The sequence below is a fragment of the Algihabitans albus genome (genome assembly GCF_003572205.1).
GTDB lineage: Bacteria > Pseudomonadota > Alphaproteobacteria > Kiloniellales > DSM-21159 > Algihabitans > Algihabitans albus.
Genome location: NZ_QXNY01000003.1, coordinates 649,612 through 675,791, shown reverse-complemented (window position 1 = coordinate 675,791; position 26,180 = coordinate 649,612). Strand labels below are relative to the sequence as shown.

Sequence of the window (26,180 nt, the reverse complement as noted above, 5' to 3'; positions counted from 1 at the left end):
GAGCGGCAGGTGATTCGCAATCTGTCCGCTGCTCGGCCGCTGTCACTCGTCGTCTGGGGTGCGCATGAGTGTCTCTGTCTCCTCCATCCCCCCTAGAACTTGATCGTAGTTTTCCCGCAAAACTGGCGGGCCGTAGTCCAGCAGAAAGCGCTGGCTTGGCGTCGGCGCCTCCAGCTCTCCGCGCATGCGAGCCCAGTCGTCTGAGCTTTGAAGCGCGCCGCCTTCCCCGCGAGCCGCGCGGTCCAGAACGTCGCCGAAGCTGGGAATGTCCGGCGACGGCGCCCAGGGCTTGTGGCTGAACCAGGCCCAGTCCGGCGGCGCCTCGAGGGTCTCCAGTGCGATCGTGACGGGACGGCCCTGTTTCAGCCCGTGCCGGATTTCGGCCCGATAGATTTCGGGCAAATTCGCGGAGTACAACCGGGTTCGGCGCAGGGCCATGTCACGCAGGCCCTCCGGAATTTCGGTACCGCTTGGGTGCCACGTGGCATAGTCCAGCGCGCGAGCGCGACTTGGCGTCACCCCGAGCCCCTGGGCGTAGGCGATGGCGATGTTCCAACGCGCCACCGGATTGCCCGCCCGCGCCGCCTGCAGATGCCAGTCGAAGGCTTGTCCGATGTCGAACGGAAGCCCGACTCCCAGCATATAAAGCTGGCCAAGGTTGTTCATGGCCGGGTCAAAGCCCTGCTCGGCTGATTGCCGATAAAGGCTCTCCGCAATCACGAAGGAGCGGAGAAAGGGTGGATTGCTTTCAAAGAACTCGTCTGCCCGTTGGCGCCGGACAGCAGGGGACTCTCGACCGTAGAGTCGCTTGAGGCGCAAATGGCGGATGGCGAGTTGGGTCAGGCCTTCAGTCTCGTGGACCCAGGCGAGGTGAAAGAGCGAAGCCGCATCACCGGCGTGCGAGGCATAGGCGTACCAAAGGCTGGCGCGCGGCAGGTCGTTGTGAAGCGACCAGCTATGTCCGACCTCGCGGAACAACTCGACACAGCCGGCATTGGGCGCCTCGAGGTCGCAGCCCCACTTGGCGCGCGTCTCGTTGATGTAGGGCCAGCCGAAGACCACCGCGACGCCGAGGGCCGTGGCGAAGAGGGTGACGATCAGCTTGCCCATGACGCCCTTTCCCGTATCGCGGCGGCACCAGTCTGCAAGCACTCTTATAAATATGCGTTAAGAGGCGCTTCTGCTACGAATGCGGGATCTTACATTGGTGACCGCTTGGGGCGCAGATGTCGGGTAAAGAAATCGAAGATCTCTGCGTGATGTTGATTCTCGGCCTCGCTGTCGGGCATGTGGTCTTGGCCTTCATAGTAGTGCACCTCCGGGCTGCGGCCGGCTGCCGTCAGCCGTTGCTCCAGTCGGCGCGTCATTTCGCAGCTCCACATTTTGTCGGCGCTGCCATGGCTGAGAAACACGGGGCCTGTGTAACGCTCGATCTCGATTGGCGTGGTCGGGCGCAGCGCCTCGCTGCTGCCACGCCATGTCCAGGCAATGTCGGCGGGGTCCCAGACCTGCCAGCCTGGATCGCCGCGGTCGCGCCAGGTCGCGGCACGAAAGGCGCCGCAGACGACGTCGGCCGGCGCGTGGACGGCAACGGCATCGGGTCGTCCCTCCAAGTCGTCGCGTGCCATTAGGGAAGTCACCAGCAGAGCATGCTCGGCGCCGCGCGATACGCCGTACAGACCAAGGCCCGCTCCTGCCAAGGTGAAGGATTTCAGCGCGGCTAGGGCCTCGACGGTACGGTCGAGCGGAACGTCCAGGATGCTACCTGCGTTCCAGGCGTTCCCGCCCTTGGAGTAGCCGAACGGAAAGGCGAGGAAGCCGTGAGCCGCTAGCAGAACGGCATTGCGATGGCTCCAGCCGGCCCCGGCGCCTTCCGACCCGTGCAGGACCAGCACCGCCGGAAAGGGTCCGTCGCCCGGCGGCCCGTAAGTTGCGCCCCAACCGGGCAGCAGGCGGCGTACGATCTTCAGCGACATGTTTCCGCTCTTTGCATTCAAATCTCTAGCATGCCAGATCGCATGCGGAGTTGGTGGACGGCTGTCCTGTTCGCAGACTGTTTTTCAATTGCCCTTGCTTTGTGGTCTTTTGAACAGAGTACGCTGGTAAGGTGATGCGACTTTGTCGAAAAATTCGGGAGACACCGGTTTGGAACGAGGCGTCCAGCCTGACGGTCTGCTTGTTCAATGAGGACTCGTGAATTCTGATGCCCTGGTTCCCGGTGCTCTGCGCTGCGCTTCTTTCCATGCTCGGTTACACGATCTTCCGGTCGGAAGCGGTTGGGTTCGGCGCGGCCGCTGCGGGCTTCATCGCCGGGCTGGCGCTAAAAGGCTATTTTGAGAGATAGCCACTTCGTCGTCCGGAGACGTCTGTCTTCGCTCGAGCTGTCAGCACCTCTATTGATTTAATTCGTTTGCCGTAGATCGAAAATTAAAATCATTCCAGCTCTTGACGCAATGCAGCAAACGTCCAAATTAGCCGGTTAGTTGCATGTTGGAGGCGTTCCAAAAAACGCCCTTCACCTATCCAGGCTTTGGCAGCGACCCGGCTCTTTTCGAGGGCGGTCGTCTCTGCGCGACATCGCAAGATCTTCCAAAAGGAGACAGAAAATCATGCTGACCATTGGCGACACTTTTCCCAGCTTCGACTTGACCGCCGTGAAGGCCGGCACACCGCAAGCTCCGTCCGAAGCCTTCGAACGGGTGACCGATAAGAACTTTCCAGGCCAGTGGCTCGTCGTCTTTTACTGGCCGAAGGATTTCACTTTCGTCTGCCCGACCGAGATCGCCGAGTTCGGCCGGCTGACCGAGGACTTCGCCGACCGCGACGCCCAGGTGCTCGGCGTGTCGACCGACAACGAGTTCGTCCATCATGCCTGGAAGCGCGACCACGAGGATCTGCGCGCGCTGCCCTTCCCCATGGTCTCCGACATCAAGCGGGAGCTGGCCGGCCAGCTCGGTATCCTCGACCGTGACGAGGGCGTGGCGCTGCGCGCGACCTTCATCGTGGATCCCGAGGGTGTCATCCAGCATGTCGCCGTCAACGGCCTCAACGTCGGCCGCAACGTCAAGGAGACGCTGCGCGTGCTCGATGCGCTGCAAACCGACGAGCTCTGTCCCTGTAATTGGGAGAAGGGCGAGGAGGTCCTGAAGGTCGCGTAAGGCCGAGACCTCCGGCCAGCCCCGCCATCCTTGCTCTCAATGCGATCGCGTCGGCGACTCGTCTCGAGGGCAAGGCGGTGGCTTGGCGGACCGCGCGATTGCGTCACGCACGCGCGACGCCGGCGCAGTGCGCCCAGTTGTATGACAAGCCAGGAGTTTCCCGATGTCTCTAGACAGTCTGAAGAGCCGCATCCCTGCCTACGCCAGAGATATCAAGCTCAACCTTTCAAACGTGCTCGATCCGCAGGCTCTGACCGAGCAGCAGGTCTGGGGTATTGCCTTGGCCAGCGCCATCGCCAGCCGAAACCCAGAGGTGCTTGAGGCGATCGCTGCGGAGGCCGAAGCCAAGCTTTCACCCGAGGCGCAGACGGCGACCCGCACGGCCGCGGCCCTGATGGCGATGAACAACGTTTACTACCGCTCGACCCATCTGATCTCCAATCCGGAGTACGGCAAGCTGCCGGCCCGGCTGCGCATGAACGCCATCGCCAATCCGGGCATCGACAAGCTCGACTTCGAACTCATTTCTCTCGCAGTTTCGGCGATCAACGGCTGCGGTATGTGCCTGGATGCCCACGAACGCGAAGTGTCGGGCAAGGGCGCGACCAAAGAGGGCGTGCAGGACGCGCTGCGCATTGCCGCGGTCATTCACGCCGTCGCTGTCACGCTGGAGGCGGAAAGGGCAGCCTTGGCCGAGAGGGCTGCGGCCTGAGCGGGACCGGAGCGAGTGGTGCCGGTCAGATGAGCGGCGCCACCTCGGTCACGAACAGCAGTGCACCGAAAGCGGCGCCCAGCAGCAGAGCGGCGTAGGTCAGAGTTTGCCGAACGCGCCGCCACCGGCGGCGGCGAGGGTTTTCATAGCAAAGCAGGGTAAGATAGCCGTTACGCATCGTTGCGCTGCTGTTGAACATTTGCCCCATCGTGAACCCTCCGCCACACGCGAATTGAATCCGACCTCGGCAAGCCTGGAGAGTCATGAGTCAAAGATGCGGCCAACGCGTGAACTCTGTTCTCTCATACGTTTAGAGAGCAATTCACGTCATAGGCGGGAGCAGCTCCGCTTCCGCCTATGACGATCGCGCTTTAAGCTGCGGGCGGCTGTCATGATCAAAGGGCGTCCTGCGCGAGGTTGTCATCGCTGGCGCCCTCCGATAGCTTCCGGCTCGCTTTTCTTGGCTCGCCCGGTTGCGGGCCTAGCTCCGGAGGATTTTCGCGATGCCGCTGCTCGCCGAGCGCCTGTCCCGCATCAAGCCTTCGCCGACCATCGCCGTCACGACCAAGGCACGCGAACTGAAGATCGCCGGCCGCGACGTGATCGGTCTCGGTGCGGGCGAACCGGACTTCGATACGCCGGAGAACGTCAAGCGCGCGGCGATCGCCGCCATCGAGCGCGGCGAAACCAAATACACTGCCGTCGACGGCACGCCTGAGCTGAAGAAGGCCATTGCCGCCAAGTTCGAGCGCGACAACGGCTTGAGCTACGCGCCTGAGCAGATCACCGTCGGCACCGGCGGCAAGCAAGTACTCTACAATGCCTTGATGGCGACGCTCGACCCGGGTGACGAGGTGATCATTCCGGCGCCCTTCTGGGTGTCCTATCCCGATATGGCACTGCTCGCCGAAGGCGAACCTGTCGTGGTGCCCTGCTCCCAGAATGCCGGCTTCAAGTTGCAGGCCGAAGATCTTGAACAGGCGATCACCAAGAAGACGAAATGGCTGATCCTCAACAGCCCGAGCAACCCGACCGGCGCGGCTTATTCCGCAGTCGAGTTGAAGGCTTTGGCGGAGGTGCTGCTGCGGCATCCGCATGTCTACGTGATGACCGACGACATGTACGAAAAGCTGACCTATGACAGTTTCGAGTTCGCCACTCTGGCACAGGTCGAACCGAAGCTCATGGATCGCACCCTGACGGTGAACGGGGTGTCGAAAGCCTACGCCATGACCGGTTGGCGCATCGGCTTCGCCGGCGGTCCGGTCGAGCTGATCAAGGCCATGGCCAAGATCCAGTCGCAGTCGACCAGTAATCCCTCTTCGATCAGCCAGGCGGCGGCGGTCGAGGCCCTGAACGGGACTCAGGACTTCATTCCCGAAAACAACGCGACCTTCAGAGCGCGGCGGGACCTTGTTGTCGATGCGCTCAATACCTGCCCCGGCCTGAGCTGTTCGCGGCCCGAGGGCGCCTTCTATGTCTATCCCTCCTGCGCCGGCGCGATCGGCAAGACGACTCCGGACGGAAAGAAGATCCAGTCGGACGAAGACTTCGTGACCTACCTGCTGGAGGGCGAGGGCGTCGCGGCCGTACACGGTGCGGCCTTCGGACTCTCGCCTTATTTCCGTATCTCCTACGCAACCTCGACCGAGGCGTTGGAGGAGGCCTGCAAGCGCATCAAACGCGCTTGCGAGGCTCTGAAGTAGCGCGCCGCCCATGAAGATTCTGATCTTCGGCAGCGGCGGAATCGGCGGCTACTTCGGCGCCCGTCTGGCCGAAGCGGGTGAGGAGGTGGTCTTCGTCGCCCGCGGCGCCTTTGCGGAGGCTCTGCACCGTGACGGCCTGCGGATCTTCTCGGCCCGTGGCGATCTGCATCTCAAGCCTGTGGCGGTGCATGAGAGCGCAGAGACGACGGGAGCGGTCGACGCGGTGCTGATCTGTACCAAGATGTGGTCGCTTCCCGAGGCGGCCGAGGCGATTCGCCCACTCTTGACGCCGGATACGGCCGTGGTGCCGCTGCAAAACGGTGTCGAAGCCGTCGATTGGCTCAGCGAGGCGATAGGGCCGGAAAACCTGCTGGGCGGTGTCGCCTACATCTCCGCGCACATCGAGGCGCCGGGTACGATTCGCCACAACACGCAGCACGCCCGTATCGTCTTCGGGGAACTGGACGGCCGCCGTTCCGCCCGCGCGGAAGCGCTATACGAGGCATTGGAGCGCGCGGGGATCGATGCAGTCCTGACCGACGACGTGACGCGCGCCCTCTGGGAGAAGTTCAGCACCCTGGCCCCCTTGGCGGGGGCTTGCAGCTACTTTCGCAAGGATATCGCGGGGGTCCGCGACAGCGCCGGGGGGCGTGAGTTGCTGCAGGCGCTGGCAGGCGAGTGTATCGCGGTTGGCCGGGCGCGTGGCGTCGCCTTGCCCGAAGGGTGGGAAGACAAGGTCTATGCGCGCTTCGACGAACTGGGCGGCGCCGTCAAGCCCTCCATGTTGGTCGACCTGGAGCGTGGCAACCCTCTGGAGCTGGAGTGGCTGAGCGGCGCGACGCTGCGCTTGGGCGAAGCCACCGATATCGACACGCCGGCCAGCCGCAAAGTCTACAACGAACTTCGTCCCTTCGCCGAGGGAAGGAGCAAGAGTCTTGCGGAAGGATGAGTCTCGGGCTCCCGGTCGCGATAAGGGCCCTGCCTGGCTGAAGCCGGCCTGCGACTACGTACCCTTGCTGGTTTTTCTGGCGGTCTACTTCGCCAGCGACATCCTGACTGCCACCGCTGCGTTGATGGCGGCGACTCTGCTGGCCGTGATCGCCTCCTGGGCCGTGGCGCGGGCCATTCCCTGGTTGCCGCTTTTCGCTGCCGCGATCCTCGGTGTTTTCGGCGGCCTGACCTTGGCCTTCGAGGACGACATCTGGTTGAAGATCCGTCCGACGGTGATGCAGGTGATCTTCGCCGTCGCACTCTACGGCTCCCTGCTGCTCGGCAAACCGCTGTTGAAGTTGATGATCAACCGCGCCTTCGCCATGCCGGACCCGGCTTGGCGCGTGATGACGCTCCGCTTCGCTCTCTTCTTCCTCGTAATGGCGGTCCTCAACGAAGTGGTCTGGCGGACCCAGTCGACCGACTTTTGGGTCACCTTCGACACGATCGGCCAGATGGGCATCAACTTCATTTTCGCCATGAGCCAGCTTCCCTACATGCTGCGTCAGCACGAAGCGGCGCAAGCGGCTGAAAAGGGGGGCGATATTCGACCAGGGGATGAAAGCACCTAGCGCGGACCCCAGGCATCGCGGTGTGCGCCGGAAATGAAGCGGCGCGCAAGCCGTGCAGATATGGTTATGTTATGCTCGGCATGATAGTGTTGAAAATGAGCCGAGGACCTCGCTGCGGCACATTGGGAGCGGGACATGCCGTTCGATCTCAAATCCACTGTGGCCGAGCTTGGCGAGCGGATCGTGCATCCCGAGCAAACTGCCTTTCTCGACTACTGGTTTTCGCGCTCGAGCGCGGGGCGGCTGCCGGCCCGGCGCGACCTCGACCCGCTCGATTTCCCCAGTCTTCTGCCGCGTATCGCGCTGATCGACGTGGTGAGCGAAAACGGTCGGTTGAGCTTCCGCTACCGTCTGGCCGGCACGGAAATCGTTGCACGGGCCCGGCGCGATCCCACCGGCAAGCGCTTCGACGAACTCTATAGCGGCGATTACCTGACACAGGCGCAAGCGCTCTACGAGCAAATCGTGGCATCCGGTTTGCCGCATCTCTCCGAACGGATCTACCCGGTCGAGGACGGCCGCGAGGCCCTGCACTATTATCGCCTGATCCTGCCTCTTGCGAGCGATGGTGCCACGGTCGACATGGTCGCTCTGCTGATCGCGGTGATCGACCAGCGGCGCCTCGACGACGCTCTGGAGGCCTTCCGTTGACCGACGATGCGGGTCGTTCCGCGAGCAGCGGCGCCTCAAGCGAGCGCGGTGCTAGACCACGTTCTTTTCGATGATCGGTTGCGTCGCGGCGATGCGTTCGTAGCCGAAGCGGCTGAGATCCAGGCTGACGTAACGGCCTTCGGCAATCAACTCGGCCAGGGCCCGGCCGACGGCGGGACTCTGCTGCAGGCCATGGCCAGAGAATCCGTTGGCAAAGAGAAAGTTGGGCAGCTCCGGATGGGCGCCGAGAATGGCGTTGGCGTCGAAGCTGTTGAGATCGTAGTGACCGGCCCAGGCGCCGGCCGGCTTGATCGCCTCGAAGGCCGGCACGCGTGCGGCCAACAGCGGCCAGAGCCGTTCCTCGAACAGGCCGTGATCGACTTCCAAGTCGTCGCAGTCGGGGTCCGGCTCGCCCGGCCCAGGCGAGATGCCGCAAATGAAGCCGCTGCCTTCCGGCCGAACGTAGAGGCCACTCGGGTCGATGATCAGCGGACAGCCCGGAAGCGGTTCCCGGCAGTTGAAAACGAAGACCTGGCGCTTGCGGGGGTGAACCGGTAGACCCTCGATCCCCGCCATCCTGGCCAAGTCTCGTGCCCGGATCCCGGCGGCGTTCACCAGCCAGCCGCAGCCCAGGCGTCCGCCGGCAGCCAATTCCACGGCGCCGATACGGTGGCCCTGCCGGGCGATGTCGACCACTTCGTCGGCCAGATAGGTGACACCGAGCGCCACGGCTTTGCGCCGGAAGGCTTGCAGCAGCGCGAAAGGGTCGAACCAGCCTTCCTCCGCGGTGCCGAAGCAGCCGGCGGCCAGGCCCTCCAGGTTCAACCAGGGAAAGCGCGCCGCCAGACCGTCGCAGTCGAGCAGGGTCACGGGGGCGCCCTCCGCCTGCTGCACCGTATGGTTCGCGCGCAGGGTCTCAAGCCCCGCCACGCTAGCCAGGAAGAGATAGCCGCCCTCTTGCAACTGCACATCGGGGCGTTCGCCCTCGACTGCCAAGGTTTCGCCAAGGGCCTTCAGGAACGTCACGCCGAATTGTGACATTCGGATGTTCTCGGGCGTCGAGAATTGTTGCCGGATCGATCCGGCCGAGCGAGCCGTGGCGCCGCTCTGGTAGCTGGGGTCCCGCTCGACAACGCAAACGCGACCGTCGAAGTCCGGATGGGCCGCCAGGAAATAGGCCACGGCGGAGCCGATCACGCCGCCGCCGGCGATCACCACGTCGAAGCTGCGAGAGAGGGACTGATTCCACCCTATCATGGCATCGGAAAGTAACAGTGAGTCGGGCGAAAGGCGATTGCCAAGCCGGGTCATGCCTGAGAGCATTCGGCCTTACCAGCCCGGGTACGGTGAATCGGTCGGGCTGCGGCGATAAAGGCCCGACAGACCCGGCCAGCTCCCCGGGCGGCAACCGACGACCCGTCGATCTCTCCATCAAGGAAGAAGAGAGGCGCGGGCCGCAACACGGGGAGGAACCGTCATGACGAAGTCGCAACAAGGCGCGGCGCGCTGCGCTGTGCTTGTCGGGCCTTACGGCAGTGGCAAGACCAGCCTGCTCGAGGCCCTGCTCTTCGCCGCCGGAACGACAGATCGCAAGGGTCTTGTAGGCGACGCTTCGGCCGAGGCGAAGGCGCGGAGCATGAGTGTCGAACCCAATGTCGCGGGAGCGACCTACCTGGAGGATGTCTGGTCCTTCATCGACTGTCCCGGCTCCGTCGAACTGGCGCAGGATGCTCAGGATGCGCTCATCGCCGCCGACGTTGCGGTGGTGGTTGCCGAGCCGCAAGCCGCCAAGGCGCAGGCGCTGGTACCCCTGATGAAGTTCTTGGACGATCGGCAGATTCCCCATCTGCTGTTCGTCAACAAGATGGACAAGCTGAGCCAGGCGGACGGCGAACGCGTTCGCGATCTGTTGGCTGCTTTTCAGGCGACGTCCTCCCGGCCATTGGTGCTGCGCCAAGTGCCGATGCGCGAAGGCGGCGCCGTCGCGGGCGCGGTCGATCTGGTGAGCGAGCGGGCCTGGCACTACAAGCCGCACGCGCCGTCCGACCTGGTCGAGATCCCCGGCGATCTCCGCGATCGTGAGGTCGAGGCACGGCAGACGCTGCTTGAGACCTTGGCCGACTTCAACGACGACCTGCTGGAGCAGTTGCTGGAAGACAAAGTCCCGGCGAATGACGAAGTCTATCGTCATTTGAAAGCCAATCTGGCAGCCGATCGCATCGTACCGGTGTTTCTCGGCTCCGCCGAGCAGGACAACGGTATCCGTCGGCTTCTGAAGGCGCTGCGGCACGAAACGCCGGGTCCTGAGGCGGCGGCGGGACGCTTGGGCGTGGCGCCCAAGGCGGAGCAAAGCGGTAAGACCGGGGGCAGCGAAGTCTGTGCAGCGGTTGCGCGGACCCTCAACCTGGCTCATGCCGGCAAGGTATCCGTCGCGCGGCTGCTGCGCGGCAGCTTGAAAGAGGGAGACCGCCTGGCCGGCCAGCGTTTGGCTGCGTTATTCCGTCTGCAGGGCACCCAGCTTGAGAAAGTGAGCAGTGCGAAGGCCGGCGACCTGATCGGCCTGGGTAAGCTCGAGGGTATCGCGACCGGTAACCTGGTCTGTTCCGAAAGCGCCGCCGCAGCCGATTGGGCCGATCCTCTGCCGCCTGTCTATGCTCTGGCGATACAGCCGCGCAAGCGCAGCGACGAAGTCAAATTGAGCGCTGCCTTGGCCAAGCTTTTGGAAGAGGATCGGGCATTGTCTCTCCAGGCCGATCGCGATACCGGAGAGACCAAGCTCTGGGGGCAGGGGGAGGTCCATCTGCGCATCGCGTTGGACAAGCTTTCTGGCCGCTTCAACGTTGAGGTCGATGCGGAACTGCCGCAGCCGGCCTATAAGGAGACGATCCGCCACGGTGCCGACCACCACGCTCGCCACAAGCGCCAGACCGGAGGTCACGGGCAGTTCGCCGATGTCAGGATCAGCATCGCGCCACAGCCGCGCGGTGCCGGCTTCGCCTTCCATGACAAGATCGTCGGTGGCGCCATTCCCAAACAGTTCATTCCAGCGGTGGAGGCCGGTGTCCTGGACGGCTTGAGGAATGGTCCATTGGGCTTTCCGGTTGTCGATGTTGCGGTAAACCTCAACGATGGACAGTTCCACTCGGTCGATTCTTCGGAGATGGCTTTCAAGACGGCTGGCCGTATCGCTATTCAGGACGGCTTGCCGGATTGCCAACCGGTGTTGTTGGAACCGATCCACCGCGTGGTCGTCTCCGTGCCCAACGCGCATACCAGCAAGATCCATGGACTGCTCTCTAGCCGGCGCGGTCAGATTCTCGGCTTCGACGCCAAACCCGCCTGGGACAGCTGGGATGAAGTTCAGGCTTACCTGCCGGCGGCGGAGCTGCGCGACTTGATCGTCGAACTGCGCTCCGTCACCCAGGGCATCGGCAGCTTTACCGCCAGTTTCGATCATCTCTCCGAGTTGACCGGGCGTTTGGCCGATCGCGTCGTGCAGGGTCGACAGGCGGCGCAGTAGCGCTAGCCAGCTGGCGGCGGGCCGATCGGTTTCGAGCCAAGAACCGCAACCCTGGGGGGAGAGGGTGCTGCCGAGACGCAGCGTAACGGCTCATTCCTGCGGTCTTCGAAAATATTTTGGAATTCTTCCAAATAGGATTGTAACTCATTTCAAAGAAACTATATTTTGGCTTGTGTGAAATGTGAGAAGCGGCTATGCCCGCCGGATCAGAAAGGAGAGCAGTCATGAGCCTTAACACCGGTTTGAGCGAAGAAGACCGCAAGTCTGTCGCCGAGGGCTTGTCGCGCGTATTGGCGGATACCTACACCCTCTATCTCAAGACGCAGAACTTCCACTGGAACGTGACCGGCCCCCAGTTCGGGCAGTTGCACAGCCTGTTCGAGGAGCAGTACGACGAGCTTCGCGTGGCAGCCGACGACGTGGCGGAACGCATTCGCGCCCTCGGCCACTTTGCACCTGGCAGCTACGTGCAGTTTGCCGAGTTGAAGTCGGTTGCCGAAGCGCCGGCCACACCGCCGGCCTCCGACGACATGATCCGCCAGCTTGCGGGCGACAACGAGACTCTTTCGCGGGTTGCGCGCAGCGTCCTGACGGCGGCCGAGAACGCCGGCGATGAAGTGACCATCGACATGATGGTCGAGCGTATGGCCGCCCACGAAAAGGCAGCCTGGATGCTGCGGGCCCACATCCAGTAAGGCGTCGGTTCCAAGGTTGCGTGGTTTAGGTCGAGTGTCCTCCGATGGCCGGTTTCGATACATTTCTGCTCGGCACCGCCGCCTCTCTGGTGGCGGGGCTGGGCACCGGCCTGGGGGCGCTTGCCATTTTCGCCGTACGGCGAATGACCGCCGCGCTCGAGACGCTGTTGATGAGCATGGCAGCCGGCATCATGCTGGCCGCTTCTGTCCTGTCCTTGCTGCTTCCCGCGATCGAAGCGGCCGAGCCGACGGCCGGAGCGACCGGCGCCGGGTTGATCGCTAGCACCGCCGTCCTGCTCGGTGGGGGCCTCTTCTGGCTGGTTCACCGCTATGTCCCGCACGAGCATTTCGTCAAAGGCCGCGAGGGCCGCGATAGCCTGGAGGTCAGACGCCTTTGGCTTTTCGTGCTGGCGATCACCATCCACAACTTTCCGGAGGGTCTGGCTGTCGGAGCCGGTTTTGGCGGCGACGATCCGGAGCGCTCGATCGCGCTGACTCTTGGCATTCTCGTCCAGAACATGCCCGAGGGTTTTATTGTCGCCGCCGCACTCGTCGCGTTGGGGTACCGGCGTCGGCCGGCCTTCCTGGTCGCTCTTCTGACGGGGCTTGTCGAGCCGGTGGGTGGGCTGCTGGGAGCGGGCGCCGTAGCCTTCGTCGCTCCTTTGCTGCCCTGGGCGCTCGCCTTTGCCGCCGGTGCCATGCTCTTTGTGATCGGTGGGGAAATGATCCCGGAGACGCATCGTAGGGGCTTCGAGAGCCGAGCCACCTTCGGTTTGCTCATCGGCTTCTGTTTGATGGTCATGATCGACCAGACGATCTAGAGCCTCCGCTAAAGCCTCGCTCGACTGGCACAGCTTTCTTCCAGTCCCACGGCGCTTTGACCTATCCCCTGTAAAAAGCAGACCCCTGGAGAGAACGACGCATGTCCGGCGAGCAACGTCATGCCCCCGAGACCACCCCAGCATGGAGACGCTGGCGACCCTCCGTCGGCCGGCCGCTTCGGGTTTGGACTGTCCCTGACGCTTCAGACGCAGGTTGATCCCATCCGGCGATCGAGCAGTTCTTCGGCCTGTTTGCAAACGCCACCCAATGATCTAGGTGTGTGTTAATGTAATTTGACATCGACGGCGTAAAGCTTGCGCGCCTGAAAGGCGGATCAACGGATGCACTTCTCCAAACTACCCATTCTCAAGATCGGCCTCGCGCTCTGGGTGTTGTGGCATCTAGCTTTCGGTCTGCTGTCCACCTTTTCCCCCGAGTTCGGCGCCGATCTCGTCGGTTGGACGCCGGCGGAGGGGTGGGATGCGGAGCTGCGCGCCATGGGCAAGCAGTATGGCATGGTGATGCTGCTGCTGGCCGGCGTGTACCTGATCATGCTGCTCGATCCGATCCGGTACTTGAATTTCCTGTGGATCGCGGTGGCGGAGCAGGTGCTGGGAATCGCCTATGGCGCCTACATATTCACCGTGCTCGGTCAGCTTACCCAGGCGCAGCTCCTGCTCCAGCTTGCGGTAAACGTGGCGCTGATAGTTGGAATGCTCCTACTCTGGAAAGGACTTCGTCCAGCCGCGCCTGCGCAGCCAGCCTAGGCCCTCAACCGACTCGAAGAGGCCCGAAGCCAGGGCCGCTCGCAGTGACTTTGCGCTCTCTAAGCTGTGAGTTGGCCTCGTCCCAGCAAGTCTTAGATTAGGATGCTGGTGAACGAGGGGAGAGCCTTTTCATGCTGATCAAGCGCCGCCGTGGCTGGGAGTTGCCGGAGTCCGCCGCCACACCGGAATCGATTTACCACGAGCGACGACGGTTCCTGCGCGGTGCCGCGGCAGGCTCGGTCCTGCTGGGCGCCGGCGGGCTGCTGGCAGCCTGCGACGAGCCCGCGCAAGCGGACGGCGTAGCGCGCGAAGGGCTGGACGCTGTGCAGCTTGCCCAGGCCGCGAGCGACGACCCCAGCGCGCATCTCTACCCCGCGCCGCGAAACGAGGCTTTCGTGCTCGACCGCGACCTCACCGAAGAGCAGTTGGCCATCACCTACAACAACTTCTATGAGTTCGGCTCGTCCAAGAACATCTGGCAGCGGGCTCAGGACCTGCCGATTCGGCCCTGGACGATCTCGCTCACGGGCGAGGTAGAGCAGCCGCAGGAACTGGACATCGACGATCTGCTGTCCAAGGTCGAGCTGGAAGAGCGGCTCTATCGCCACCGCTGCGTCGAGGCCTGGGCGATGGCGGTTCCCTGGGCGGGCTTCCCGATGCGCCGTCTCGTCGAGCTCGCCAAGCCGCTTTCGTCTGCCAAGTACGTCAAGATGGTGACCTTCATGGACCCCGACGTGGCCTCCGGTCAGCGCTCCAGCTGGTATCCCTGGCCCTACGTGGAGGGCTTGACGATCGAGGAGGCGACCAACGAACTGACCTTCATGGGGACCGGCCTTTACGGCAAGCCCATGCCGAAGCAGAACGGCTCGCCGCTGCGTCTGGTGGTGCCTTGGAAGTACGGCTTCAAGTCGATCAAGTCGATTGTCGCCTTCGAGTTCACGCGGGAGCGCCCGGTCTCCTTCTGGGAGGAGATCCAGGCCAACGAGTACGGCTTCTGGGCCAACGTCAATCCAACGGTCCCGCACCCGCGCTGGAGTCAGGAAACCGAGGAACTTCTGGGTGTCCGCGAAAGGGTCCCGACCCTCCTCTACAACGGTTATGGCGAGTGGGTCGCCGAGCTCTATCAGGGCAAGGACCAGACCAGCCGTACGCTCTGGATGTAAGGCTTCAGCGCCGGATGCCGGAGTTGCCGAGCTGGGCGCCCTGCAAGGTCCAGCCCTCTTCTCGTAGCAGGCTACCGAGGAAACTGCGGGTTCCTGCCGCGTAGCCCTGGACCTCGATGGCTTGGACCTGCGGGCAGTCCTGCTGGACGAGAAAACGCACGCCCGAGAGGAAGCGCTGCAGATCCCGACGCGGTGCGGCGTAGGCTCTGCGGTCGAGCGAGTCGACCCGCAAGCGAACCACGCCGCTGCCATCCAACTCCGGCGTTGGACACCAGCCACGAGCCGGCAGCGGAACGGCTGTCAGTCCGGTACGGTCAACCACCCAAGGGCGCGTGGGGACTGCGGCGCGGTCGGGATCGCGCAGCAGGTTCTGTGCGGGCGCTGACGAAAAGGACAGCGCCGTGAGCAGCAGGCAGAAGGCGAGCAGCCGGATCATTCTGCATAATACGTGCGCACGCCCGGAGCCATTCACGCTGATTGGGTGAGGCCTCTGTCTTTCCGGAGTTTCGCCCGTCGGAGATCGCGTGCGCAGCCTGCCGAACGGCAATACCTGTTATGGCCAAGCGGCGAGAGGCGGGAGAGACATCAGGATGGCTTCGACGTTACCGCCGGTCTTGAGGCCGAAGGTGGTGCCGCGGTCGTAGATCAGATTGAACTCGACATAACGGCCGCGGCGGAAAAGCTGGTGCTGGCGATGCTCCTCCGTCCAGGGTTCCTGAAGATGGCGCCGGACGAGCTGCGGATAGATTTCCAGGAAGGCGCGGCCGACGTCTTGGGTAAAGGCGAAGTCGGCCTCCCAGTCGTCCTCCAGGTAGTCGTAGAAAATGCCACCTACGCCGCGCGCCTCGCCGCGATGTTTGATCATGAAGTAGTCGTCGCACCAGGCCTTGAACTTCTCGTAGTAGGCCGGATCGTGGGCATCGCAGGCCCGCCGCAGGGCGGTATGGAAGTCGTCCGTGTCGGCCTCGACCGGGTACATGGGGTTGAGATCGGCGCCGCCGCCGAACCAGGACTTGGTGGTGACGATATGCCGGGTGTTCATGTGCACCGCGGGCACGAGCGGCGACTGCATGTGGGCCACCAGGGAGATGCCGGACGCCCAGAACTGAGGGTTCTCGGCGGCACCGGGGATCTGTTTGGCGAACTCCGGGCTGAAGGTGCCATAGACCGTCGAGGTATTGACCCCGACCTTCTCGAACACCCGGCCGTGCATCAGGCCCATGCGTCCGCCGCCGCCGGGCGTGCCGGTTCCGTCGGTGTCGCCCCCCTTGTCGGTACTTTCGTCCGTGCGGTTCCAGGTCTTGTAGTCGAAGCGCCCGGCTGGTTTGTCGGCGTGCTGCTGCGGCGGAGTCAGTTCATCCTCCAGCCGCTCGAAGGCGGCACAGATCTCGTCGCGCAGCTCCTGGAACCAGGCCTCGGCCCGCTGTTGCCGTTCGCTCCAGATGCCTGATTTTTCCGCTGTTTCGCTCATGGATTTTCCTCTTGCGGGAACTGTGTCGTTTGCCGCAGCGCCTCGCCCAGGACCATGGCGCCTGCCACCGCCACGTTGAGGGAACGCTGCCCGCTTCGCAACGGGATGCGCAAGCTGGCGTTGGCACAGCCGTGGATTTCGTCCGGCACGCCGGCGCTCTCGCGGCCGAGCAGGAGCGCGTCGTCGGGTGCGAAAGTGAAGTCCGTATAGGCCTGCTCACCCCGGGTCGTCAGTAACACCAACCGCTCGTTTCTGGCGCGTCGGACCTCCTCGTAGGCGTTCCAGGACCTGTGGCGGGTCAAGTGGACGCCGGCGAGGTAATCCATGCCTGCACGGCGCAGACGCCGGTCGTCCCAGACGAATCCGCAGGGCTCGATCACCTCCACGGCCACGCCCAGACAGGCGCCGAGGCGTAGCAGCGTCCCTGCGTTCTGCGGGATGTCCGGCTGATAAAGGATCAATTTCATGAGAATATTAACTAGTTGGGAGGATAATATCCAAGGGTGGAGCCGAAGCCGGTGGTCCCGCAGCCGTTGCGGTTTTGAAGACCGGTTGTCCTTTACTCGCGCGGGTTATTTCCTCTATATCCCAGCGCGCGCGCAAGGGCGACTGCTTGGCGAAAGCTCGGCTGGAGTCGGAGCGATGCGGCAGCTCGCCGCAATCTCCAAAGCGGTGGAGCGCGGTATGTATCGAGTGGTGGCATAGAAGTTCGCTCCGCTCCCACGCTTCCGCCGATGGAACTGTGCAGAGTCGTTTGTTTAGGGATACGGAACGCAAAAATGGCTGACAGTGCGGACGTGCAGCACGGCGTAGAAGACGAGTCGAAGCGGGATTTTCTTTATCTGGCGGCGGGAGCGGTCGGTGCCGTCGGTGTCGCCGGCGCGGTTTGGCCGATGATCAATTCGCTCAATCCGTCGGCCGACGTACTGGCTTTGGCTTCGATCGACGTCGATTTGAGCCCGATTGCGGTCGGACAGTCGATCACGGTCACTTGGCGCGGCAAGCCCGTCTTCATCCGGCATCGCACGGAAGAAGAAATCGCTGTGGCGCGGGAGGTCCCGCTGGACGACCTCATCGACGTTCAGAGCGATGAGGAGCGCGCCGAGCAGCCCCAGTGGCTGGTGATGGTGGGCGTCTGTACGCACCTGGGCTGTATCCCGCTGGGCCAGAATCCGAACGATACGAAGGGCGAGTTCGGCGGCTGGTTCTGCCCTTGCCACGGATCGCACTACGACACCTCCGGTCGAATCCGCAAAGGCCCCGCGCCGCGGAATCTCGAAGTGCCGGCCTATACCTTCATCGACGATACCACGATCACCATCGGTTGATTGGGGCTGGGCTCGGGCCGCCTCAAGCGAATAAAGGTCGCGAAGCATGGCATTTCAGACGAACAACGGATTAGTACGGTGGATCGAATACCGCCTGCCGATCTTCAGCTTCATGAACGCAGAGCTGAATGAGTATCCGACGCCTCGGAACCTCAGCTACATGTGGAATTTCGGATCGCTCGCCGGGATCGTGCTGGTGATCATGATCGCCACCGGCATCCTGATGGCGATGCAGTACACGCCCCACATCGACTACGCCTTCGACTCGGTCGAGCGGATCATGCGCGACGTCAACGGCGGCTGGCTGCTGCGCTACGTGCATATGAATGGCGCGCATTTCTTCTTTATCGTGGTCTACATCCACATCCTGCGCGGCCTCTACTACGGATCCTACAAGGCGCCGCGCGAGATCCTCTGGATGATCGGTGTCGTGATCCTGCTGCTCATGATGGCCACGGCCTTCATGGGCTACGTGCTGCCCTGGGGCCAGATGTCCTTCTGGGGGGCCACGGTGATCACCAACCTTTTCTCGGCGATCCCGCTGATCGGCCCGGATATCGTCATCTGGCTGTGGGGCGGTTTCAGCGTCGAAAATCCGACGCTCAACCGTTTCTTTGCGCTGCACTACCTGCTGCCCTTCATCATCGTCGCCATGGTGTTCCTGCACCTTTGGGCCCTGCACCGCTTCGGCTCCAACAATCCCTTGGGCATCGACGCCAAGGGGCCGCAGGATAAGATCCCCTTCCATCCCTACTTCACGACGAAGGACCTCTTTGGTCTGGGTGTCTTCCTGCTGGTCTTCTGCGCGGTCGTGTTCTTCGCACCCAACTACATGGGTCATCCGGAAAACTACATCGAGGCGAACCCGCTGGTAACGCCGCCGCACATCGTGCCGGAGTGGTATTTCCTGCCCTTCTACGCGATTCTCCGCGCAATCACCTTCGACATCGGGATTCCCTTCACCGGCATCGTCCTGATCGAGGCGAAGCTGGGCGGCGTGATCGCGATGTTCGGGTCGATCGCGGTGCTCTTCGTACTGCCTTGGCTGGATCGTTCGCCGGTGCGTTCGGGCCGCTTCCGCCCGCTGTTCAAGCAGTTCTTCGCCCTCTTGTTGGTGTCTCTCGTGGTGCTCGGCTACATGGGCGCCATGCCGGCGGAGCAGCCTTACGTCCTGATTTCGCAGATCGCGACCGCCTACTACTTTGTCTACTTTATCTTCATTCTGCCGATCCTAAGCGTCGTGGAACGGCCCAAGCCGCTTCCGGCCTCGATCAGCGAACCTGTGTTGCGCGGCGGCGGCAGCGTCGCCGGTGCGACGGCCAAGCCCATGGAGAAGCCGTAATGCTGAAACGGCTCGCAGTTTCCGCCGTCACCGCCGCCACTCTCTTCGTCGCGGCAGCCGACAGGCCCTCGGAAGCCGCTGAAGCGGTTGCCATTCCAAACTACGACTTCTCCTTCGAGGGAGTGTTTGGCACCTTCGATCAAATGGAGTTGCAGCGGGGCTTTCAGGTCTACCGTGAGGTTTGCTCGGCCTGTCACGGTTTGCGGCTGGTGTCCTTCCGCAACCTGGTCGATCTCGGCTACAGCGAAGACGAGATCAAAGCGCTGGCGGCCGAGTACATGGTCGAGGACGGACCGGATGAGAACGGCGAGATGTTCATGCGCGCCGGTATTCCCGCCGACCGCATTCCGTCGCCCTATCGCAACGTAAACGAAGCGCGTGCCCTGAACGGCGGGGCTTACCCCCCCGATCTCTCGTTGATGGCTAAGAAGCGGAAGGGCGGCCCGGACTACATCAAGGCTTTGTTGGTCGGCTACGGCGAGCCGCCGGCCGATGTCGAGCTGATGCCGGGTATGTACTGGAACGACTACTTCCCGGGTCACCAGATCGCCATGCCTCAGATCCTTTATCCCGACTCGGTATCCTTCGCCGACGGGACGGAGGCGACGCTCGAGCAGCAGTCGCTCGACCTTGCCACGTTCCTGATGTGGACGGCCGAGCCGATGATGGATACCCGCAAGCAGACCGGAATTTCCGTGATCCTCTTCCTGCTGGTTTTCACCGGCTTGATGTATGCGGTCAAGCGCAAGGTCTGGGCTGACCTTCACTAAGCTTGGATCTTGCGGTTAAGAGGCCGAAGACGGTCGCCGCTTATCAGCGGCGGCCGTTTTTTCTTTCGGCGCTTCACCATTCTAGGTGCCCCCTTTCACCAGATCAGCCAGTCGCTATGATCGCGCGAACAGTCGAAGCGTCGAAGGGGACAGGCCATGGGCCAGGTGGAGGAGTCGCCGGTGATCGGTGTGATCGGTGGCAGCGGTGTTTATGACATCGAGGGACTGGAAAAGCGGGAGTGGCGGGAGATCGTCTCGCCCTTTGGCAAACCCTCGGACGCGCTACTGTTCGGCGAACTGGACGGTCAGAAACTGGTCTTCCTGCCGCGGCACGGACGCGGTCACGTCCTGTCCCCCAGCGACCTGAACTTCCGCGCCAACATCGATGCGCTGAAGCGAGCAGGTGTTACCGAGATCCTCTCGGTCTCGGCCGTGGGATCTCTGCATGAGGATCTCCCGCCCGGTCATTTCGTCTTGGTCGATCAGTTCCTCGACCGCACCTTCAAGCGGGAGACCTCCTTTTTCGGCGAGGGTCTGGTGGCCCACGTTTCTCTGGCGCATCCGACTTGCAACCGGCTTGGCGACCATCTGGCTGCGGCTCTCACCGAACTCTCTATCCCCCACACCCGCGGCGGAACTTATCTGGCGATGGAGGGGCCGCAGTTCTCGACTCTAGCGGAGTCGAAGCTCTATCGCAGTTGGGGCTGTGACGTGATCGGCATGACCAATATGCCCGAAGCCAAGCTGGCCCGCGAGGCGGAGCTCTGCTACGCCTCGGTTGCCATGGTGACCGACTACGACTGTTGGCATCCCGACCACGATCACGTCACGGTGGAGGCCATCGTCAAGGTGCTGCTCGCGAACGCGGACAAGGCACGGGCCTTGGTGCGCGCCGTGGCGCCGCGCCTGGCCGGACGTACGTCGAATTGCGAGGCCGGCTGTCATCGGGTGCTGGATACAGCCGTCATCACGGCGCCGGAGAAGCGCGCCCCGGAGATGGTCGAACGGCTCTCGGCCGTTGCCGGCCGGGTGCTGACGGCATGACTGCGAGGCTGTGAGAGGCTCGAAATGAAGGTCCCGCTATGAAGGTGGACGGCGTACCACATCGGACGATCTGGCTGGCCGAGGACGGTTGGTCGGTCGTGATCATCGATCAGACCAAGCTGCCGCATCGCTTCGAGACGCTGCGTCTGACCTCGCTGGCGGCGGCCGCCGAGGCGATTCGCTCGATGCAGGTGCGCGGTGCGCCGCTGATCGGTGCGACGGCGGCCTATGGCGTGGCTCTCGCGATGGCCGTGGGGGCCGGAGACGACGCCCTCAAGGCTGCCTACGACACGCTCCTGGCAACCCGCCCCACGGCGGTGAACCTGCGCTGGGCGCTCGACGACCTCTACGAGCTGCTGTTGCCGCTGGGGGCCAACGCCCGTGCCGCCGCTGCCTACCTGCGCGCCGCCGAGATCTGTGAGCAGGACGTGGCGCTCTGTCGTGCGATCGGCGACCAGGGGCTCCCCCTGATCGAGGCCATTGCCGCGCGCAAGGGCGGCGGCCCCGTCAATCTGCTAACTCACTGCAACGCTGGCTGGCTGGCGACGGTAGACTGGGGCACGGCAACGGCCCCCATCTATCTGGCCCATGAGAAGGGTATCGACGTGAAGGTCTGGGTCGACGAAACCCGGCCGCGCAACCAGGGTGCCAGCCTGACGGCCTGGGAACTGAACCAGCAGGGGGTTGCACACGCCATCGTCGCCGACAATGTCGGCGGTCACCTGATGCAGCAAGGGCTGGTCGACCTCTGCATCGTCGGCACCGACCGCACCACCCGCAACGGCGATGTCTGCAACAAGATCGGAACCTATCTCAAGGCGCTGGCGGCGCGGGACAACGATGTACCCTTCTACGTCGCTCTGCCGGGACCGACGGTCGACTGGACGCTGGCGGACGGACGGCAGGTGCCCATTGAGCAACGCGACGCTCGGGAAGTGACGCACGTAACCGGGCGCCGCGACTCCGGCGAGCTGGTCACGGTGGAGATTGCCAGCCCTGGTAGCCCGGCGGCCAACTACGCCTTCGACGTGACACCGGCCCGGCTGGTGACCGGCCTGATCACCGAACGCGGAGTTTGTGCCGCCTCGACCGAAGGACTGGCAGAACTCTATCCGGAAAAAGCCAGTCCCGGCAGTTTGCAACATGCTGAGAGTTAGGTTCCGGCGTACTCGCGATGGCCTGTTCGACCGACCCGATGAGGAGATCTGATGAGCAGGGACACGCAGGTGGACACACCTCGGGAGACGACCGGTACGATCCGGGGCCTCGACCATGTGCTGGTCGGCGTTCACGATCTCGAGGCGACGCGCCGGACTTGGACCCGACTGGGTTTCACGGCCTGCCCGCGCGGCAAGCACATCGGTTGGGGCACAGCGAACTACTGCCTGATGTTCCCGCAGGACTACGTGGAGTTGATCGGCATCGTCGATGCCAGCCAGTTTACCAATCGCCTGGATGATTTCCTGGCCGAGCGCGAGGGTTTGATGGCGGTGGCCTTCGCCACGGACGATGCCGAGCGGTGCGCCGAAACACTGCGCGCCGGAGGTCTTGCAATCGAAGGACCAAAGGACCTCAAGCGGATCATAGAGCTGCCTGAAGGTGATGCCTTACCCGAGTTCCGCCTCGTCTTTCCGCCGCCCGAGGCCACGCCGGATCTTCGCTCCTTCGTCGTGACCCATCTCTCTCGCGACCTGGTCTGGCGACCGGAGTGGTTGGAGCATGCGAATGGCGCCCGGGGGGTGGTCGAAGTGATTGCCGCCGTGGACCTGCCGGGCGCCTTGGGTCAGGCTTACAGCCGTATTGTCGGCCCAGACGCCGTCAGTGCCGCGGACGGGTGGTTGCAGGTCATCGCCGGCGACTGCCGCCTGACCTTCCTTGGGCCGGCCCCTTTGGCGGCCCGCTATCCAAAGGCATCGGCCCATCCGCTTCCATGGCTGGTCGGCTTTGGCGTCGAAGTTGGCGATCTCGCGGCCACGGCGGCTTTCTTGAAAAGCGCGGAGATTGCCTTCAGCGAAGGCGATGACGGCCGTCTCGTCGTCGATCCGCAGGAGGCCAACGGCGTGACGCTCGAGTTCGTCGCGGTTGCGTGAGTCCCGCTTGGTTCGGAGGCGCGTCTACCTATATCTCAAGGCAGTTCCTCCTAAACAGGCGAGTACCGTCATGTCCGATGCTGCCAAGAAGGGGTTCGACACCTCTCATCTGACACCCGAGCAGATCCGAGTGACCCAGAAGCATGGGACGGAGCGAGCCTTCAGCGGCGACTACCACGCTGAGAAGCGACCGGGCCGTTACGACTGTGTGGTCTGCGGTACGCCGCTTTTCGCGTCTGCGCATAAGTTCGACAGCGGCACGGGCTGGCCTTCGTTCTGGCAGCCGGTTGAGGAAGCAAACGTTGAAACCAAGACGGATCGCAGCTTTCTTATGGTCCGCACGGAGGTGCACTGTGCGACCTGCGGCGCTCATCAGGGGCACGTCTTCTCTGACGGACCGGAGCCGACGGGGCTTCGCTATTGCATCAACTCCGCCAGCCTCGACTTCAAACCGGAGACCTGAAAGCGCCCGCGCGAAAGCTGTGGACAGGTCTTCGATGCCGCTTGTTCGAAGGCGTTTCGCCTCTCTCGGGTGATTCGATTTGCATGTGACGTGACGCCTCGCTGCTAGCCGGCCGAGCTCAGGTGGCATGAGCGACGTGGCACACGAGGCCTGAGCCCTTTGCGTGTCGGACGGGGCGAATGTGCTGTTGAATTCCCGCATCGAAGCCCGCATTTACAGCCCTACAGGGGGGCAGGGTCACATGTACGGACCGGCCACGGTTCGGGTGATCGGCTCGACACCGAACGGCAAGGTTTGTGCAGCCGCTGCCCGTCATCTCTCCGCAGCCGGCCTAGGTATGACCCCCAGCTTTCTCCCCTTCGTTTTTCTTACCGGATCACGTGTCGGCAGGTTCGCCGCATGGTGATCGACTCGCTTTTGGTGCTGGGGGGGCTGGCGCTGCTCGTGCTGGGCGGTGAGCTGTTGCTGCGGGGTGCGGTGGGGCTTGCCCGACTGCTCGGCCTGTCGCCGCTGCTGATCGGCCTGACGGTGGTGGCCTTCGCGACCTCCATGCCTGAGCTGGTCGTGACCGTCGCCGCCGGGCTTGAGGGACGGCCGATCATCGGCGTTGGCAATGTCATCGGATCCAATATCGCCAACATCCTGTTGATTGTCGGTGCCGCGGCGATGATTCAGGTGATGCACCCGCCGCGCGGTTTGGCCAAACGGGACGGGGCCGTGATGACCGCGGCGACCCTGGCGATGATCGTGCTTGCCTTCGCCGGGACCCTTTTCTGGCCGCATGGCCTGGTGTTTCTGCTGCTTCTTGGCGCCTATCTCGTGGGTAGCTACGTGGTGGAGCGCCGGAGCGGAACGACGGAGCCCGCCGGTGAAGCGGCGGAGGCTCTGGAGGCGGCTCCCCAGACCTGGTTGCCGGCGGTTGGCTTGGTTCTGGGTGGATCCGTCGGTCTGGTGATCGGCTCCGAGCTCTTGATCGAAGGGGCCGTCTCCATCGCCAAATCGGTCGGCGTGTCGGATGCCGTTATCGGCCTGACCCTGGTCGCCTTCGGGACGTCCTTGCCGGAGTTGGCGACAGCGGTCGTCGCCGCCTTACGCCGACATGCCGATGTCGCGATCGGCAATATCATCGGTTCGAATATCTTCAATGTTCTGGGAATCCTGGGCGTCCTTGCCCTGGTCACGCCCTTCGAGTTCACCAGCGAGCTGCTGGTTTTCGATATCTGGGTGATGCTCGCCGCGACCGCCCTCTTGATGGCCATTCTGGCATCGGGCCGCGCGATCGGACGAGGGACAGCCCTTGCTTTTCTGGCGATCTACGGCATCTTCATTTTCGTTCAATTCGATACCGGCTTTGCAACGGCCGTACAGTCGGCCGTCGGCCTCTAGCGCCGGCTCCCCCTAGGCTTCGCATGTCCGACCCCTTCTTCCTGCCAGACGCGCTTCCCAGGACCGCACTGGTCACCGGTGCCGGTAAACGCATCGGCCGTGCCATCGCTCTGTCGCTGGCACAGGCCGGCTTCTCCGTGGCGATACACTACAAGAGTTCGTCCGCCGAAGCCGAAGCCGTGGCGGAGGAGGTGCGCGCCGCAGGCGGAGAAGCGACGCTGTTGAAAGCCGATCTGGCGCGTGAGACCGACGTGGCCGGCCTGGTCGCGCGTGGGGTTGAGGCGTTGGGCCCCCTGGGGGTCCTGGTCAACAATGCCTCGACCTTCGAGATGGATCGCGTCGACAGCGTCACGCGCGATTCTTGGGATCATCACATGGAGCCGAATCTGCGGGCGCCTTTCGTGTTGATCCAGGACTTCGCCAAGCACCTCCCCGAGCAAGCGGAAGGGGCGGTGATCAACCTCCTGGACCAGCGCGTCTGGAATCTGACGCCCTACTTCGTCAGCTACAGTGTCGCGAAGTCGGGTCTCTGGACCTTGACCCGGACGCTTGCCTTGGCTCTGGCGCCGCGCATCAGGGTCAATGCCATCGGACCCGGGCCGACCCTTCCCAGCACCCACCAAACCGACGCGCAGTTCGAACGTCAGTGGCGCGCGATGCCTCTGCAGCGCGGCACCACTCCCGAAGAGATCGCCTTGGCGGTGCGCTTCCTTCTTGCGGCTCGTGCCATGACCGGGCAAATGTTGGCGCTCGATGGCGGTCAGCATTTGGGCTGGTCTCAGCCGCAGGCTGCGCCGGACCACTTCGCCTGATCGCCGGACCGCGTCACTCTGCTGTAGTGTCTTTTCGTTGCGGCGGAGTCCGCTCTGCCGCTAAGCCAGCGTCCTGAGGGCCATGGACGATATCTTTCCCAGATCCTATCCGAATGGCGGTACATCCCCGGACCCTGCGGTCCGCATCGAGGATGGTTTCGCCACCGAACTCACGCTGCTGGTGACGGCGCTCGAGGTCAATTGCGTGATCGGTGTCTATCCGGGCGAGCGGGATCGCGCCCAGAGGTTATGCTTGGACTTGGAGTTGAAAGCGCAACCGCCGGCTGCTTTCGACGATGACTTTGTGAAGGTCGTGGACTATGGCACGACCGTCGAACGGGTGAAGCAGGTCTGTGCCGAGAACGACGCGCATCTGCTGGAGACGCTTGGCGACCGTATCCTAACCGCCTGCTTCGAGGATCAGCGCATTCTCGCGGCCAGCGTGAGCATCAGGAAACTCGACCTCGATCGCGCCGCCAAAGGCATTGGAATCGCGCTTACGAGGCGGCGACTTCCGGCTCAAGAGTCTTAGGTGCTTCGGTAAAGCCCCGTTCTTCGCAAAGATGTCTAACATACCGAGCTATCAGCACTTTTCGGACACCCGCAAATTTGTATCCGGGTGCTGAGGGCGCTCAAATTGTTCACAGGCATCCGTGTTGCAACGCGACTTGGGCTTCAGACACGAGAGACCATTTTCATGACGCTTTTCTAACAATTG

The 26,180-nt window shown here is 63.3% G+C and carries 29 protein-coding genes; 22 read left to right on the top strand and 7 right to left on the bottom strand.

Translation table 11 applies throughout. The annotated features are described in order from the left end of the window. Window positions 1-42: 42 nt before the first annotated feature. Window positions 43-1,110, bottom strand: coding sequence for a tetratricopeptide repeat protein (locus DBZ32_RS09745; protein ID WP_119166925.1), 1,068 nt, complete (start codon window positions 1,108-1,110; stop codon window positions 43-45). Window positions 1,111-1,199: 89 nt separating this feature from the next. Beyond that, window positions 1,200-1,976 (bottom strand): alpha/beta hydrolase family protein, encoded by a 777-nt coding sequence (locus tag DBZ32_RS09740; protein WP_119166924.1) that lies wholly within the window; start codon window positions 1,974-1,976, stop codon window positions 1,200-1,202. A gap of 227 nt (window positions 1,977-2,203) precedes the next feature. On the opposite strand from DBZ32_RS09740, the gene DBZ32_RS22075 reads away from it, so the two are divergent. The 3 genes from DBZ32_RS22075 (at window position 2,204) to DBZ32_RS09730 (ending at window position 3,870) form a co-directional block, all read left to right on the top strand. After that, a complete protein-coding gene (locus DBZ32_RS22075) occupies window positions 2,204-2,344 on the top strand; it encodes a hypothetical protein (protein WP_162906687.1) in 141 nt (46 codons plus the stop codon). Between the two features lie 265 nt (window positions 2,345-2,609). Then, a complete protein-coding gene (locus tag DBZ32_RS09735; protein WP_119166923.1) occupies window positions 2,610-3,158 on the top strand; it encodes a peroxiredoxin in 549 nt (182 codons plus the stop codon). Window positions 3,159-3,321: 163 nt separating this feature from the next. Beyond that, on the top strand, window positions 3,322-3,870 hold the full coding sequence (locus DBZ32_RS09730; protein ID WP_119166922.1) for a carboxymuconolactone decarboxylase family protein: 549 nt from the start codon (window positions 3,322-3,324) through the stop codon (window positions 3,868-3,870). Between the two features lie 25 nt (window positions 3,871-3,895). Here the strand turns inward: DBZ32_RS09730 and DBZ32_RS22070 are convergent, their stop codons facing one another. Continuing rightward, window positions 3,896-4,078, bottom strand: a complete 183-nt coding sequence (locus DBZ32_RS22070; RefSeq protein WP_162906686.1) for a hypothetical protein — start codon at window positions 4,076-4,078, stop codon at window positions 3,896-3,898. A 295-nt stretch (window positions 4,079-4,373) separates the two neighbouring features. Between DBZ32_RS22070 and DBZ32_RS09725 the strand changes: the two genes are divergently transcribed. From DBZ32_RS09725 to DBZ32_RS09710, 4 genes are all read left to right on the top strand, one after another. Beyond that, on the top strand, window positions 4,374-5,576 hold the full coding sequence (locus tag DBZ32_RS09725; protein ID WP_119166921.1) for an aspartate transaminase: 1,203 nt from the start codon (window positions 4,374-4,376) through the stop codon (window positions 5,574-5,576). A 10-nt stretch (window positions 5,577-5,586) separates the two neighbouring features. After that, window positions 5,587-6,525 (top strand): ketopantoate reductase family protein, encoded by a 939-nt coding sequence (locus tag DBZ32_RS09720; protein WP_119166920.1) that lies wholly within the window; start codon window positions 5,587-5,589, stop codon window positions 6,523-6,525. After that, window positions 6,512-7,138, top strand: a complete 627-nt coding sequence (locus DBZ32_RS09715) for an inner membrane-spanning protein YciB (protein ID WP_162906685.1) — start codon at window positions 6,512-6,514, stop codon at window positions 7,136-7,138. The genes DBZ32_RS09720 and DBZ32_RS09715 overlap by 14 nt, the downstream gene beginning before the upstream one ends. Before the next feature lie 135 nt (window positions 7,139-7,273). After that, window positions 7,274-7,789 (top strand): PAS domain-containing protein, encoded by a 516-nt coding sequence (locus tag DBZ32_RS09710; RefSeq protein ID WP_119166918.1) that lies wholly within the window; start codon window positions 7,274-7,276, stop codon window positions 7,787-7,789. A 51-nt stretch (window positions 7,790-7,840) separates the two neighbouring features. On the opposite strand, the gene DBZ32_RS09705 is transcribed toward DBZ32_RS09710, so the two are convergent. Further along, window positions 7,841-9,100 carry an NAD(P)/FAD-dependent oxidoreductase gene (locus DBZ32_RS09705; protein ID WP_328587480.1) on the bottom strand — a complete coding sequence of 420 codons (1,260 nt, stop codon included), beginning with the start codon at window positions 9,098-9,100 and terminating at the stop codon, window positions 7,841-7,843. Window positions 9,101-9,266: 166 nt separating this feature from the next. Between DBZ32_RS09705 and DBZ32_RS09700 the strand changes: the two genes are divergently transcribed. The 5 genes from DBZ32_RS09700 to msrP all read left to right on the top strand — a co-directional run bounded on the left by DBZ32_RS09700 (window position 9,267) and on the right by msrP (window position 14,756). Continuing rightward, complete coding sequence (locus tag DBZ32_RS09700; protein ID WP_119166917.1) at window positions 9,267-11,309, top strand: elongation factor G; 2,043 nt, start codon at window positions 9,267-9,269, stop codon at window positions 11,307-11,309. Window positions 11,310-11,533: 224 nt separating this feature from the next. Further along, window positions 11,534-12,004: a Dps family protein gene (locus DBZ32_RS09695; protein WP_119166916.1), complete on the top strand. Its 471-nt coding sequence runs from the start codon at window positions 11,534-11,536 to the stop codon at window positions 12,002-12,004. A 44-nt stretch (window positions 12,005-12,048) separates the two neighbouring features. Further along, window positions 12,049-12,825, top strand: coding sequence for a ZIP family metal transporter (locus DBZ32_RS09690; protein ID WP_119166915.1), 777 nt, complete (start codon window positions 12,049-12,051; stop codon window positions 12,823-12,825). Window positions 12,826-13,167: 342 nt separating this feature from the next. Continuing rightward, window positions 13,168-13,593, top strand: a complete 426-nt coding sequence (locus tag DBZ32_RS09685) for a hypothetical protein (RefSeq protein WP_119166914.1) — start codon at window positions 13,168-13,170, stop codon at window positions 13,591-13,593. A 131-nt stretch (window positions 13,594-13,724) separates the two neighbouring features. Next, window positions 13,725-14,756, top strand: a complete 1,032-nt coding sequence (gene msrP, locus DBZ32_RS09680) for a protein-methionine-sulfoxide reductase catalytic subunit MsrP (RefSeq protein WP_119166913.1) — start codon at window positions 13,725-13,727, stop codon at window positions 14,754-14,756. 4 nt (window positions 14,757-14,760) lie between these two features. Here the strand turns inward: msrP and DBZ32_RS09675 are convergent, their stop codons facing one another. The 3 genes from DBZ32_RS09675 to DBZ32_RS09665 form a co-directional block, all read right to left on the bottom strand. Then, window positions 14,761-15,192: a hypothetical protein gene (locus tag DBZ32_RS09675; RefSeq protein ID WP_119166912.1), complete on the bottom strand. Its 432-nt coding sequence runs from the start codon at window positions 15,190-15,192 to the stop codon at window positions 14,761-14,763. A 117-nt stretch (window positions 15,193-15,309) separates the two neighbouring features. After that, window positions 15,310-16,227, bottom strand: a complete 918-nt coding sequence (hemF, locus tag DBZ32_RS09670; RefSeq protein ID WP_119166911.1) for an oxygen-dependent coproporphyrinogen oxidase — start codon at window positions 16,225-16,227, stop codon at window positions 15,310-15,312. Further along, on the bottom strand, window positions 16,224-16,694 hold the full coding sequence (locus DBZ32_RS09665; protein WP_119166910.1) for a tRNA (cytidine(34)-2'-O)-methyltransferase: 471 nt from the start codon (window positions 16,692-16,694) through the stop codon (window positions 16,224-16,226). Before DBZ32_RS09665 ends, hemF begins: the two co-directional genes overlap by 4 nt. Before the next feature lie 312 nt (window positions 16,695-17,006). Between DBZ32_RS09665 and petA the strand changes: the two genes are divergently transcribed. The 10 genes from petA to DBZ32_RS09615 all read left to right on the top strand — a co-directional run bounded on the left by petA (window position 17,007) and on the right by DBZ32_RS09615 (window position 25,994). After that, window positions 17,007-17,555: a ubiquinol-cytochrome c reductase iron-sulfur subunit gene (gene petA / locus DBZ32_RS09660; RefSeq protein ID WP_119166909.1), complete on the top strand. Its 549-nt coding sequence runs from the start codon at window positions 17,007-17,009 to the stop codon at window positions 17,553-17,555. A 46-nt stretch (window positions 17,556-17,601) separates the two neighbouring features. Then, entirely contained in the window at window positions 17,602-18,897 is a 1,296-nt protein-coding gene (locus DBZ32_RS09655) for a cytochrome b (protein WP_119166908.1), read from the top strand. After that, the gene (locus DBZ32_RS09650) at window positions 18,897-19,667 is read left to right on the top strand and encodes a cytochrome c1 (RefSeq protein WP_119166907.1); all 771 of its coding nucleotides are present in this window, start codon (window positions 18,897-18,899) and stop codon (window positions 19,665-19,667) included. Before DBZ32_RS09655 ends, DBZ32_RS09650 begins: the two co-directional genes overlap by 1 nt. A 156-nt stretch (window positions 19,668-19,823) precedes the next feature. Then, window positions 19,824-20,711 carry an S-methyl-5'-thioadenosine phosphorylase gene (locus DBZ32_RS09645; RefSeq protein ID WP_119166906.1) on the top strand — a complete coding sequence of 296 codons (888 nt, stop codon included), beginning with the start codon at window positions 19,824-19,826 and terminating at the stop codon, window positions 20,709-20,711. Window positions 20,712-20,749: 38 nt separating this feature from the next. After that, window positions 20,750-21,868 (top strand): S-methyl-5-thioribose-1-phosphate isomerase, encoded by a 1,119-nt coding sequence (mtnA, locus tag DBZ32_RS09640; protein WP_119166905.1) that lies wholly within the window; start codon window positions 20,750-20,752, stop codon window positions 21,866-21,868. Window positions 21,869-21,919: 51 nt separating this feature from the next. Further along, window positions 21,920-22,801, top strand: coding sequence for a VOC family protein (locus tag DBZ32_RS09635; protein WP_119166904.1), 882 nt, complete (start codon window positions 21,920-21,922; stop codon window positions 22,799-22,801). Between the two features lie 70 nt (window positions 22,802-22,871). Beyond that, window positions 22,872-23,264: a peptide-methionine (R)-S-oxide reductase MsrB gene (gene msrB / locus DBZ32_RS09630; RefSeq protein ID WP_119166903.1), complete on the top strand. Its 393-nt coding sequence runs from the start codon at window positions 22,872-22,874 to the stop codon at window positions 23,262-23,264. 399 nt (window positions 23,265-23,663) lie between these two features. Continuing rightward, complete coding sequence (locus DBZ32_RS09625; RefSeq protein WP_208539171.1) at window positions 23,664-24,650, top strand: calcium/sodium antiporter; 987 nt, start codon at window positions 23,664-23,666, stop codon at window positions 24,648-24,650. Window positions 24,651-24,673: 23 nt separating this feature from the next. Continuing rightward, complete coding sequence (locus tag DBZ32_RS09620; protein ID WP_119166902.1) at window positions 24,674-25,462, top strand: SDR family oxidoreductase; 789 nt, start codon at window positions 24,674-24,676, stop codon at window positions 25,460-25,462. A gap of 82 nt (window positions 25,463-25,544) precedes the next feature. Next, window positions 25,545-25,994: a dihydroneopterin aldolase gene (locus DBZ32_RS09615; protein WP_119166901.1), complete on the top strand. Its 450-nt coding sequence runs from the start codon at window positions 25,545-25,547 to the stop codon at window positions 25,992-25,994. Window positions 25,995-26,180 lie beyond the last annotated feature (186 nt).